The sequence below is a fragment of the Xanthobacter autotrophicus genome, assembly GCF_029991245.1.
Taxonomy (GTDB): Bacteria; Pseudomonadota; Alphaproteobacteria; order Rhizobiales; family Xanthobacteraceae; genus Xanthobacter; species Xanthobacter autotrophicus_C.
The window spans coordinates 1-12,610 of the sequence record NZ_JAIVFO010000038.1; the positions used below are offsets into that span (position 1 = coordinate 1).

A 12,610-nucleotide genomic window follows, 5' to 3' on the forward strand; every position below is an offset into this window, starting at 1 on the left:
GGTATAAGAGACAGGTTTGGGGGTGAGGGGTTGTGAGGCGCGGCATCGAGAGAACGCCCGTCCGCTGACGAGACCGCACCACACCCCTCACCCCGGCCCTCTCCCGCAAGGGGAGAGGGGGACCGGCGTCTTGCACCGACCGTGGGTGACTTTCGCAGGACTCCCGCAAGGGAAGAGTTAGGGAGAGGCAGCCCTTCCCAGAAGCTGCGGACTGGTCGCACACAGCCCCTGCCCCATGGCGTGTCGCCCCGCCCCTTGACCTGCCCAGGAAAAAAACGTTCGATCGTTTCCTGAACGACCGCCCCGCGCGGCGCATGAAGCCGCCCTTAAGAGAGCGGCGACGAGGGAGACGAAAATGCTGGTGCCGGCGGCCGATTATCAGGGCCTCATCCGCGCCTTTTCCTGGCAGATCCCCGAGCGCTTCAACATGGGCGTCGCCTGCGCCGATGCCCATGCGGACGGCTCGGGCAAGCCCGCCCTCATCTTCGTCGAGGAGAGCGGCGCCGTCCGCACCTACAGCTTCGACGAACTGAAAGCCCTCACCAGCCGCTTCGCCAACGCCCTCGCGGCGCGGGGCCTGACGCGCGGCGACCGGGTGGCCGTGTTCCTGCCGCAGGCGCCGGAAACCGCCATCGCCCATATCGCCGCCTTCAAGGCGGGGCTGATCTCGGTGCCGCTCTTCACCCTGTTTGGCGACGAGGCGCTGGAATTCCGCCTGGCCTCCTCCGGCGCCCGCGTGCTGGTGACCGACCTTGGCGGCCTCGCCAAGCTTGAGCGGGTGCGCGACCACCTGCCGGACCTGGAGCATGTCTTCGTCATCGGCGGCGACACCGGCGGCGCGGCCTCGTTCGACGCGGCGCTGGAAAAGGCCTCCGACCGCTTCACCCCGGTGGACACGGGGCCGGACGATCCCGGCATCATCATCTTCACCTCGGGCACCACCGGGAATCCCAAGGGCGCGCTGCACGGCCACCGGGTGCTGCTCGGGCACCTGCCGTGCATCCAGTTCGTCCACCAATACATGCCCCAGCCCGGCGACCTGCACTGGACCCCGGCGGACTGGGCCTGGATCGGCGGCCTGTTCGACGTGCTGTTCCCCTCGCTCTACCTGGGCGTGCCCGTGCTCGCCCACCGGGCGAAGAAGTTCGATCCGGACGCCGCCATGGACCTCATGGCGCGGCACCGGGTGCGCAACGTGTTCCTGCCGCCCACCGCCCTCAAGCTGCTGCGACAGGCGGATGTGCGGCACGAGGGCCTGAAGCTGCGCTCGCTCCTCACCGGCGGCGAGACGCTGGGCGCGGGGCTTGGCGCCTTCGTCGAGGAGCGGCTCGGGGTGGAGGCGCGGGAGATCTACGGCCAGACCGAGTGCAACCTGGTGGTGGGCTCGAACTCCAGCTTCTTCCCCATCCGCCCAGGCGCCATGGGCAAGGCCATTCCCGGCCACGACGTGCGCATCGTGGACGACGAGGGCCGCGCGCTGCCCACGGGCGAAGAAGGCCATATCGGCATCCGCCGGGGCGATCCGGTGATGATGCTGGAATATTGGAAGAACCCGGAGGCGACGGCGCAGAAATATGCCGGCGACTTCCTCCTCACCGGCGACATGGGCCGGCAGGATGAGGATGGCTACCTCTGGTACGTGGGCCGCAGCGACGACGTGATCACCTCGGCCGGCTACCGCATCGGTCCGGGGGAGATCGAGGACTGCATCCTCAAGCATCCGGCCGTGGCGCTGGTGGCGGTGGTGGGCGTGCCCGACCCGCTGCGCACCGAGGCGGTGAAGGCGTGGGTGGTGCTCAAGCCCACGGTCGCCCCTTCAGACGCGCTGGCGAAGGAGATCCAGGACTTCGTGAAGACCCGCCTCTCCGCCCACGAATATCCCCGCCACGTGGCCTTCGCCGACACCCTGCCCATGACCGCCACCGGCAAGATCCTGCGGCGCGAGCTGCGGGCGCGGGGGTAGCTGGACCGGGATTGGTCAAGCCCGCGCGGCGTTTGAGCGTAACCCGCGCGGCATCGGTCGCCGGCCGAGGCTGATGGTATTACTGTGCCGCCGGCGGCACCTGCTCCAGGACATCGCGCGCGCGCTCGCGGACCGGCATGTCGTGGCGCAGGCGGCCGAACAGGATGTGGTCCTCCCACGTCCCGTTGATGCACAGATATTCCCGCGAATAGCCCTCCCGCACGAAGCCGCAGCCCTCCAGCAGGCGGATGGACGGCTGGTTGGTGGGCATGCAGGCCGCCTCGATACGGCGCAGGTGCAGCATGTCGTAGGCCACGGGCAGAAGCGCGGTCACCGCCGCCTTCATGTAGCCCTGGCCGGCAAAGGCTTCGCCCATCCAGTAGCCGAGGCTCGCCGCCTGGCACACGCCGCGGCGCACGTTGGACAAGGTGAGGCCGCCCAGCAGCGCATGGTCGGACTGGCGGAAGATGAAGAGCGGATAGGCCTCGTCGGCGACCATGTCCCGCGTGTAGCGCCGCAGGCGCCGGCGGAAGGCGCCACGGGTGAGGTCATCCGCCGGCCACAGCGGCTCCCACGGGGTGAGGAAAGCCCGGCTCTCCTCCCGCAGGTCCCGCCACGGCCCGAAATCCTTCATCTGGGGCAGGCGCAGATAAACGCCGTTGCCCTCGATGACAGGGAGCGGCTCGATCATTAGGACGGAACTCAGCGGCCACATGGTACGCCCCGAAGGAAATCCGTATCGACCCGGGGAGATGGTCCACCCGGGCCGGGGCAGGTCAGGCGGGCACTCCCCGGAAATGAACACGTGCCGGCCGGCACGCCATGCGATCCAACCGGTGAACCGCTCCAACTCGACAACCCGTGCTCTAGAGCGCTTTCCGTTCGCCCTGGCTCACGCAAATCGCTCCAGACTCTTGTCCTGACACGTTTTCTTCACACGAACCGGTGCCCACTTCGCTTGAAAACGCCCTGGAGCGCTTTCCGCTCGCCCTGGCTCACGCAAATCGCTCCAGACTCTTCTCCTGACGCGTTTTCTTCACGCGAACCGGTGCCCACTTCGCTTGAAAACGCCCTAGTGAACCTTCAAACGTTCCACAGCCCGTGCGGCCGGCTCAAGGCCGCCGCCCGGTCCGATGGCGGTCAGCGTGGGCCGGCCGCGGCCGATGAGGCCCTGCGCCGCCCGGCGCACCGCCGCCACGTCCACCGCGTCCACCCGCGCCACGATCTCCTCCACCGGGATCACCCGGCCGAAGCCGAGGATCTGCCGGGCAAGCTGGTCCGCCCGCGCGCCGGAGCTTTCCAGCGCGGCGAGCAGCCCCACCTTCATCTGCGCCTTGGCCCGGGCCACCTCCAGCTCGCTCACGGTTTCCGCCGTGTCGAGGATCTGGTCGATGACGGCGTTGGACAATTCCTCCACGTCGCCCGTGTCCGTGCCCGCATAGACGCCGAACAGGCCGGTATCTTGATAGCTCCAGTGGAACGCGTAGATGGAATAGCAGAGGCCGCGATCCTCGCGCACATCCTGGAACAGGCGCGAGGACATGCCGCCGCCCAGCACGTTCGCGAGCACCTGCACGGCGTGATACTCGGCATCCTTGTAGGGGCAGCCCTCCAGCCCCAGCAGCACGTGCACCTGCTCCAGGTCGCGGGCGAGGAGGTGGGTGCCGCCGCCATAGGTGGCCTGGGGCAGCTCGGGCTTGGTGGCGGGCGCGATGATCTTCAGCCGCTGCGCCGCCTCCTCCACCAGCCGGTCGTGCTCCACCGCGCCGGCGGCGGCCACCACCATGCGGGGGCCGCGATAGGTGCGTCCGAGATAGGCGCCGAGCTGGTCGCGGCTGACGGCGCGCACCGTCTCCGGCGTGCCGAGGATGGAGCGGCCCATGCTCTGGCCGGGGAAGGCCTGCTCCTGGAACAGGTCGAACACGAGGTCGTCGGGCGTGTCCATGACCGCGCCGATCTCCTGCACGATCACGTTCTTCTCCCGCTCCAGCTCGTCGGGGGCGAAGGCCGGCTCGGTGAGGATGTCGGCGAGGATGTCGATGCCGAGGCCCACGTCCTCCCCCAGCACGCGGACATTGTAGGTGGTCTGCTCCACCGATGTGGCGGCATTGATGTCGCCGCCCACCTGCTCGATCTCCTCGGCGATGCGGCGGGCGGAGCGCCGCCGCGTGCCCTTGAAGGCCATATGTTCCAGCAGGTGGGAGATGCCGTGCTCGTTCTCCTGCTCGTCCCGCGCGCCCGCGCCCACCCAGATGCCGAGGGAGGCGGTGCCGAGATGGCTCATTTCATCGGTGATGACGGTGACGCCGTTGTCGAGGACCGAAATCTTCACGCTCATGCCGCCGCGCCCCGGGCGATGCGCGAACGGGCGCGGATGAAGGTCTCGATGGCGGCAAGATCGTTGGGCAGCACGCTCAGGCTCTCCCGGCGGGTCAAGAGGTCCGCCATGTGCGGCGGCAGGGCGGGGCGATGGCCGGTGGCGGCTTCCACCGCGTCGGGGAATTTGGCGGGATGGGCGGTGGACAGCACCACCTGCGGCACCTTCGCCGCGTGCTCCACCTTGTCCGCCACTGCAAGGCCCACCGCCGTGTGCGGATCGGCCAGATAGCCCGCGGACTGGTAGAGCCTGGCGATGGTGGCGGCGGTCTCCGGCTCGTCGGCGCGGGCGGCGGAGAAGTCGGCGCAGATGGCGGCCAGCGCGCCGCGCGGCACGCTGAAGGACCCCGACTGGGCGAGCTGATCCATCAGCTGGCGCAGCGCCGCGCTGTCGCGGTCGAGGGCCTCGAACAGCAGGCGCTCGAAATTGGAGGAGATCTGGATGTCCATGGACGGCGAGGTCGAGGGCAGCACCCCCTTCACCTCGTAGCGGCCGGTGTCCAGGGTGCGCACCAGGATGTCGTTGACGTTGGTGGCGATGGTGAGGTCGCGGATGGGCAGGCCCATCTTCTTCGCCACGAAGCCGGCGAGGATGTCGCCGAAATTGCCGGTGGGCACCACGAAGGAGACTTCGCGATGGGGCGCGCCGAGGGCGGTGGCGGCATAGAAATAATAGACCACCTGGGCCACGATCCGCGCCCAGTTGATGGAATTCACCCCCGCCAGCGCCAGGGAGTCGCGGAAGGCGTGGTGGTTGAACATGGCTTTGACGAGGCCCTGGCAGTCGTCGAACGTGCCTTCCACCGCGATGGCATGGACGCTCGGCGAATTGACCGTGGTCATCTGCCGGCGCTGCACCTCGGACACCCGCCCGTGCGGGTAGAGGATGAAGACATCCACCGCATCCGAGCGCCGGAACGCCTCGATGGCCGCGCTGCCGGTGTCGCCGGAGGTGGCGCCGACGATGGTGGCCCGGCTGCCGCGCGAGGCCAGCACATGGTCCATCAGGCGGGCGAGCAGCTGCATCGCCACGTCCTTGAAGGCGAGCGTCGGGCCATGGAACAGCTCAAGGATGAAGCGGTTGGCGCCGATCTGGGTCAGCGGGGCCACGGCCGGATGGCGGAAGCCCGCATAGGCGTCGTCGATCATGAGGTCGAGGGCGCGCTGGGGCAGTGCATCGGCCACGAACGGCCCGATCACCGCCTTGGCGACGGCAGCGTAGGGTTTTCCCGCCAGCGCCGCGATCTCGTCCCGGGAGAGGGTCGGCCAGGCCTCGGGCACATAGAGGCCGCCGTCGCGCGCGAGCCCCGCGAGCAGCGCGTCGGAGAAAGAGAGAACGGGAGCTTCACCACGGGTGGAAACGTAACGCACGGGGCCTCGACCTGATCTTCGGCCGCATATCGGGCCACCTGGTAAACTACCCGCAAGCGGCGTTGCGCGAAAGACGGTTGGTAAAAGCGGCGTGTCTCAGGCAGAAGGCGTGCTGCTTCGACCGGACACGCGCCGCCCCCCGCCTGCCTGCGAGACCTCTGCGAAAGGCTCTCGATCGGCCGTCCTCCCCTCTCCCTCTCCGAAGCCGGATGTTTCCGGCTTCGGCTCTGGGAACCGAACTCGGCAGCAGCCGAGTTCGGGGGAAGGGGAGAGCCGGCTCTTTGAGCCAACCGAGGTGGTCCGCAGAACTCCCGCAAGCGGAAGAGGGAAACCAGCTGCCTCAGCTGCGCGCCCGCACGTAGCGGCCGGGCGCATCCTCGATGGGGGCGAGCCGGTCGCCGCCGATGGTGCGGGCGGGCACCTCGTCGGGATGCTGGGCGCTGAACCAGGAGACCCAGTCCGGCCACCAGGAGCCGGCATTCTCCCGCGCCCCTTCGAGCCACAGGTCGAAGCTGGGTCCGGTCGGGCCGTCCGCCCAGTATTGATACTTCCCCCTGGCCGGCGGGTTGACCACGCCGGCGATGTGGCCGGAGCCCGCGAGCACATAGCGCACCGGGCCGGACAGGAGATTGGCGCCGATATAGACCGAGTTGGGCGGCGCGATGTGATCTTCCTTCGTGGCCAGCGAATAGACCGGCACCGAGATCTTGTGCACGTCGATGCGAATGCCGCCGAGTTCCGCGAGCCCGCGCGCGATATTGTTGGTGAGGTAGCAGTTGCGCAGGTAGAAGGAGTGGTTCGCCGCCGGCATGCGGGTGGAATCGGCGTTCCAGAACAACAGGTCGAAGGGGAACGGCGATTTGCCCTTCATGTAGTTGTTCACCACATAGGGCCAGATCAGGTCGTTGGAGCGCAGCAGGTTGAAGGCGGACGCCATCTTGCTGCCCTCGAGATAGCCCATGTCCTTCATCTTGCGTTCGATGGAGGCCAGCTGCTCCTCATCCACGAACACCTTGAGATCGCCCGCATGGGTGAAGTCGATCTGGGTGGTGAGGAAGGTGGCGGAGGCGATGCGGTCGTCCCCCGTGGCGGCCATGTAGGCCAGCGTGGTGGCGAGCAGGGTGCCGCCCACGCAATAGCCCATGGCATGGGCCTGCCGCTCGCCGGAGGCGATGGCCACCTGGTCGAGGGCGGTCATGATGCCCTCGCGCATGTAATCGTCGAAGCCCTTGGCGGCCAGCCGGGCATCCGGATTGACCCAGGAGATGACGAAGACGCTGACGCCCTGGTCCACCAGCCACTTGATGAAGGACTTCTCGGCCGTCAGGTCGAGGATGTAGAACTTGTTGATCCAGGGCGGCACGATCAGGAGCGGCGTCTTCTTCACGGTCGCCGTCGTGGCCTCGTACTGGATGAGCTGCATCAGCTCGTTCTCGAAGATCACCTTGCCCGGAGTGGTGGCCAGATTGCGGCCCACCTCGAAGGCGCTCATGTCCGTCTGGCGGATCTTGAGCGAACCCTTGCCCTCGATCAGGTCCTGGGTGAGGTTCCGCATGCCCTTCACGAGGTTCTCGCCGGACGAACTCAGCGTCTCGCGGATCAGCTCGGGATTGGTGAACACGAAGTTCGAGGGCGAGATGGCGTTGGAAACCTGGCGCACCAGGAACTCGGCCTTGTGCTTCAGGTGCGGGTCGAGGCCCTCGGCCTCCTCCACCATGTCCTCCGCCCATTTGGCGGTGACGAGATAGGCCTGCTTGAGCGCATCGAAGATGGGGCTGTCGCGCCAGCCCTCGTCCTTGAAGCGGGCGTCCTTGGCGTCGGGGGCGGTGACCGGCGCCACCTCCTCGCCGGCGAGGCGCTTCATGGTATTGGCCCAGACCGACAGATAGCCGGCCATCAGGCGCGACTGCGCCTCGACGGTACGCTGGGGATCGGCCATCCAGTATTCCGCCACGCTGCTCACGGTCTTGAGCGCGTCGGCGATGTCCTCGGCCATGTCGTCGGTCTTGCCCGGCTGGCGCGGGGTCATGTAGGCCGCCATGGCCTTGCCGCCCTCCTCCATCATCTGGGCGAGGTTGCGGGCGAGCACCTCCACGTCCATGCCGCTGCGCGCGCCGTCGCCGGCGGCCGAGGACCCGGTGGCGGGCGACGGGGTGCGGGTCTTGGACCCGGCGGCGGGAGCCGGTTTTGCGGACGCGCCCTCCGTGGGCACGCCTTTGGTCTGCGCCGCCTTGCCGGCAGCCGGTTTCGGCGCCTCGGCCGGTGCCGGAGGCACCACGGTCAGGTGCGGCGCCGGCATCTCCACAGGCGGAGCCATGCCCGGGCCGTTTCCTGCCATGTTCGACGTTTCCTCTGCACGGGACATGGGTCATTCCCTTTTAGCGGGCCGTTACGGAAGGCTCGGTCCATCTTTATCGCTACGCGCCAGTCCTTCATACTCCGTCAAGGTGACGGGATCGAGCCTCTGGCGAGCGCAGCCGGCACGCAACCACAGGATCATGCCAGATCGAATTATGCAAAGTCTGCCAATGCGAAACCTCCCCGTGGCAAGTGTGCACCGCAGCGCTATAAGGGACAGATGATCCAGGTTGCGACCCCATACGCCGGCCCCCGCCCGACGCCGCTCCACCGCCCGCGCCCGGCCGCCGTTGCCGGCGCCCGTGCCCTGCTGCGCGCCGCCATTGCCGGCGTGCTGCTGTGCGGGCTCGCCGCCTGCGCCGGCACGGAGGGCCTGCCAGGGCTGGCGCCGCCTCAAACCAATGTGCGGGAGGTTCCGGACAACACCTTCCCCACCATCGGCACCACCGCACCGTCCAAGCGGGCACCGCCGCTCACGCCCGAAGCCCAGCAGAAGCTGCAGCGTGACCTTGAGCGCCTCGCCCGGACCCAGGATAAATAGCGGCTTGCGCACACCCTGGTGCATGTTGCGGTGCGGCGAACAGGGTTCTGCCGCACTCCCATCGCATTCATGGCTTTTCCATTCACACAAGAATGATACAAAGCCCGACTGCCGCGCCGGGAGAATGAGCAACAGCGCGGCCTCTGGAGCCCTGAGATGACGACCGATTTCCACCGCATTCGCCGGCTGCCGCCCTACGTGTTCGAGCAAGTGAACCGCGTGAAGGCCGCCGCCCGCAATGCCGGGGCTGATATCGTCGACCTCGGCATGGGCAATCCGGACCTCGATGCGCCGGCGCATGTGATCGAGAAGCTGAAGGAAACCATCGGCAAGCCGCGCACGGACCGCTATTCCGCGTCCAAGGGCATCCCCGGCCTGCGCCGCGCCCAGGCGAACTATTACGAGCGCCGATTCGGCGTGAAGCTCGATCCCGACAAGCACGTGGTGGCCACCCTCGGCTCGAAGGAGGGCTTCGCCAACATGGCGCAGGCCATCACCGCGCCGGGCGACGTGATCCTGACCCCCAATCCGTCCTATCCCATCCACGCCTTCGGCTTCCTCATGGCGGGCGGGGTGATCCGCTCGGTACCGGTGGAGCCGGGGCCGGAATTCTTCCACGCCATGGAACGGGCGGTGCAGCACTCCATCCCCAAGCCCATCGCGGTGGTGCTGTGCTATCCGTCCAACCCCACGGCCTGCGTGGCGGACCTGGAGTTCTACAAGGACGTGGTGGCCTTCGCGAAGAAGAACGACCTCATCGTCCTTTCCGACCTCGCCTATGCCGAGCTTTATTTCGACGACACCCCGCCCCCCTCGGTGCTGCAGGTGCCGGGCGCCATGGACGTGACGGTGGAATTCACCTCCATGTCCAAGACCTACTCCATGGCCGGCTGGCGCATGGGCTTCGCGGTGGGCAACGAGCGCCTCATCGCGGCCCTGTCGCGGGTGAAGTCCTACCTTGATTACGGCGCCTACACCCCGATCCAGGTGGCGGCGACGGCGGCGCTGAATGGCCCGCAGGAGTGCATCGCCGAGATGCGCGAGACCTACAAGAAGCGCCGCGACGCGCTGGTGGAGAGCTTCGGCCGCGCCGGCTTCCCGGTGCCCTCGCCGCGGGCCTCCATGTTCGCCTGGGCACCCATCCCCGAGCCGTTCCGGGCCATGGGCTCGGTGGAATTCGCCAAGCTGCTCATCGAGAAGGCGGACGTGGCGGTGGCGCCGGGCGTCGGCTTCGGCGAGCACGGCGACGACTTCGTCCGCATCGCCGTGGTGGAGAACGAGCAGCGCATCCGCCAGGCGGCGCGCAACATCCGCCGCTTCTTCGAGCAGGCGGGTACGACGCTCCACAATGTGGTGCCCCTCAGCGCCGCACGCTGATGCCAAAGCCGGTGAGCCCTGTTCACCGGCCCTTGTTCAGCCGCGCGGCACTTGAGCGCTCCCTCCCGGCACCGGTCGAAGACCGGGCCATTGGGGGAGGAGTGGTGCATCCGGGCGCCGCGCGCTAAAAGCACGGCGCTTTCCATCAGGCGAAGAACCGGTCCGATCCCATGAGCGAACTGAAAGTGGGCCTTGCCGGCCTCGGCACCGTCGGGGCGGCGGTGTTCCGCATGCTCGAACGCCGCAAGGCCGAGCTTCAGGCCCGCACCGGCCGCACCCTGAGGGTGACGGCGGTGGCGGCCCGCGACCGCAGCCGCGACCGTGGCCTCGACCTTGACGGCGTGGCCTGGTTCGACGACCCGGTGGCGCTCGCCCGCGACGGCGACATCGACGTGTTCGTGGAACTGATGGGCGGCGAGGGTGACCCGGCCAGGGCGGCGGTGGCCACAGCCCTCGACCGCGGCCTCCCGGTGGTCACCGCCAACAAGGCCCTGCTCGCCAAATGCGGCGTCGATCTCGCCCAGCGGGCCGAGGCCTCCGGCGCCGGCCTCCATTTCGAGGCGGCGGTGGCGGGCGGCATTCCCATCGTGAAGACCCTGCGCGAGGCGCTGGCCGGCAACACCATCGAGCGCGTGTCGGGCATCCTCAACGGCACCTGCAACTACATCCTCACCCGCATGGCGGAGGAGAAGCTCTCCTTCCACGTCTGCCTCGGCGAGGCGCAGCGGCTCGGCTATGCGGAGGCGGACCCCACCTTCGACATCGACGGCTTCGACACCGCCCACAAGCTCGCCATCCTCACCTCGCTCGCCTTCGGCACGCAGGTGGATGCGGAGTCCATCTATATCGAGGGCATCCGCCAGCTCACCCTTGCCGACCTCGAAGCAGCGGATGATCTCGGCTACCGGGTGAAGCTGCTGGGCGTCGCCGTGCGCACCGATACCGGCATCGAGCAGCGGGTACATCCCACCATGGTACCGAAGCACTGGCCCATCGCCCAGGTGTCCGGCGTCACCAACGCGGTGGCAGTGGACGGCGATGCGGTGGCGCTGACGCTGGTCGGCCCCGGCGCCGGCGGCGAAGCCACCGCCTCGGCCGTGGTGGGCGACCTGTTCGACGTGGCCCGCGGCGCCAGGGGCTACGCCTTCGGCCTGCCCGTGGCCGAGCTGACCCGGGCCGAGCGCGCGCCCATGCAGCGCCACGAGGGCGGCTACTACATCCGCCTTGCGGTGGTGAACAAGCCGGGCACCGCCGCCACCATCGCCCGGCGCATGGCGGACGAGCAGATCTCGCTCGAATCCATCATGCAGCGCCGGCCCGACGGGGCGGAGACGGCCCGCGTCATCCTCATCACCTATGCGACCACGGAAGAAGCCGTGCGCCGCGCCATTGCCGCCATCGAGGCCGACGGGGTCATCTCCGCCCTGCCCCAGGTGATCCGCATCGAGAAGGATTGACGGCCATGCGCGTTGCCCGGATGCCCCAGGTGCTCGACCGCCGCCTGTCCCTGGACATGGCCCAGGTGACCGAACGCTGCGCGGTGGCCGCAGCCCGGCTGCGCGGCCGCGGCGACGAGCAGGCGGCCGACCTCGCCGCCATGGCGGCCTGCCACCGGGAACTCAAGCTCATTCCCGTCTCCGGCACGGTGGTGATCGGCGAGGGCATCGAGGGCGAGTGCGACCAGTTGTTCGTGGGGGAGAGGCTGGGCACCGGCGGCGCCCATGTGGACCTCGCCGTGGATGCGCTGGAAGGCTCGACCCTCTGCGCCAAGAACATGGAAGGCTCGCTCTGCGTGCTGGTCCTCGCCGAACGCGGCTCCCTCCTGAAGGTGCCCGACGCCTATATGGAGAAGCTGGCCATCGGCCCGGGCTATCCGGACGGCATCGTGTCGCTGGCCCAGAGCCCGCAGGAGAACATCCAGGCGCTGGCCGAGGCGAAGGGCGTGCCGCCGTCCGAGATCACCGCCCTGATCCTGGACCGCCCGCGCCACGCGCCGCTGGTGGAGGCGGTGCGCAAGACCGGCGCCGCCATCAAGCTCATCACCGATGGCGACGTGGCGGGGGTGATCCACACCACCAACCCGCACGGGAGCGGCATCGACATCTACCTCGGCCTCGGCGGCGCGGCCGAGGGCATCCTGGCGGCGGCGGCCCTGCGCTGCATCGGCGGGCAGATGGAAGGCCGCCTCGTGCTCGATACCGAGAAGAAGCGCGCCCAGGCCAAGGCCCTCGGCATCCGCGACGGCGCCAAGATCTACAAACTGGAAGAGATGGTGCGCGGCGACTGCCTGGTGGCCGCCACCGGCGTCACCGACGGGGCGCTGCTGAAAGGCGTGCGCTTCAGCCGCGAGATGATCGAGACCGACACCATCGTGCTGCGCGCCGCCACCGGAACAGTGCGCCGGATGGCCACTGAGCACCGCGACTTTCGCAAGTTCCGCCTGGAAGGCTGAGGCGGGGCCTGATCCCGGCCGATTGAAACGACGCGCCTGCGCGGGGGGGCGGGGGTGGAAGAAGGTCGCCCGGGCTTCGAAACGGCGGACGAACAGAACGAGAAGACCCGGAGGCAGCCGATTCGGTCCCGCTGCGTTCCCGCGGCGTGCGGGTCCTCGGCCAGAGCCGTGC

9 protein-coding genes are annotated in these 12,610 nt (G+C 68.5%); 5 read left to right on the plus strand and 4 right to left on the minus strand.

The annotated features are described in order from the left end of the window. The first annotated feature begins 355 nt into the window (after window positions 1-355). Window positions 356-1,963 carry an AMP-binding protein gene (locus K9U41_RS08865; protein WP_282640482.1) on the plus strand — a complete coding sequence of 536 codons (1,608 nt, stop codon included), beginning with the start codon at window positions 356-358 and terminating at the stop codon, window positions 1,961-1,963. A gap of 79 nt (window positions 1,964-2,042) precedes the next feature. Here the strand turns inward: K9U41_RS08865 and K9U41_RS08870 are convergent, their stop codons facing one another. The 4 genes from K9U41_RS08870 to phaC form a co-directional block, all read right to left on the minus strand. After that, window positions 2,043-2,654, minus strand: coding sequence for a GNAT family N-acetyltransferase (locus tag K9U41_RS08870; protein WP_432715761.1), 612 nt, complete (start codon window positions 2,652-2,654; stop codon window positions 2,043-2,045). A gap of 381 nt (window positions 2,655-3,035) precedes the next feature. Then, window positions 3,036-4,301, minus strand: a complete 1,266-nt coding sequence (locus K9U41_RS08875) for a M16 family metallopeptidase (protein WP_282640484.1) — start codon at window positions 4,299-4,301, stop codon at window positions 3,036-3,038. Then, on the minus strand, window positions 4,298-5,710 hold the full coding sequence (thrC, locus tag K9U41_RS08880; RefSeq protein ID WP_282640485.1) for a threonine synthase: 1,413 nt from the start codon (window positions 5,708-5,710) through the stop codon (window positions 4,298-4,300). The genes K9U41_RS08875 and thrC overlap by 4 nt, the downstream gene beginning before the upstream one ends. Window positions 5,711-6,050: 340 nt before the next feature. Further along, a complete protein-coding gene (phaC, locus tag K9U41_RS08885; RefSeq protein ID WP_282640486.1) occupies window positions 6,051-8,027 on the minus strand; it encodes a class I poly(R)-hydroxyalkanoic acid synthase in 1,977 nt (658 codons plus the stop codon). Between the two features lie 261 nt (window positions 8,028-8,288). Here phaC and K9U41_RS08890 point away from each other — a divergent pair, with 261 nt between their 5' ends. The 4 genes from K9U41_RS08890 (at window position 8,289) to glpX (ending at window position 12,438) form a co-directional block, all read left to right on the plus strand. Further along, window positions 8,289-8,609: a hypothetical protein gene (locus K9U41_RS08890; RefSeq protein ID WP_282640487.1), complete on the plus strand. Its 321-nt coding sequence runs from the start codon at window positions 8,289-8,291 to the stop codon at window positions 8,607-8,609. A gap of 156 nt (window positions 8,610-8,765) precedes the next feature. After that, window positions 8,766-9,986 (plus strand): LL-diaminopimelate aminotransferase, encoded by a 1,221-nt coding sequence (locus K9U41_RS08895; RefSeq protein ID WP_138398099.1) that lies wholly within the window; start codon window positions 8,766-8,768, stop codon window positions 9,984-9,986. A 170-nt stretch (window positions 9,987-10,156) separates the two neighbouring features. Beyond that, entirely contained in the window at window positions 10,157-11,443 is a 1,287-nt protein-coding gene (locus K9U41_RS08900; protein WP_282640488.1) for a homoserine dehydrogenase, read from the plus strand. 5 nt (window positions 11,444-11,448) lie between these two features. After that, window positions 11,449-12,438: a class II fructose-bisphosphatase gene (glpX, locus tag K9U41_RS08905; protein WP_282640489.1), complete on the plus strand. Its 990-nt coding sequence runs from the start codon at window positions 11,449-11,451 to the stop codon at window positions 12,436-12,438. The last annotated feature ends 172 nt before the right edge of the window (window positions 12,439-12,610 follow it).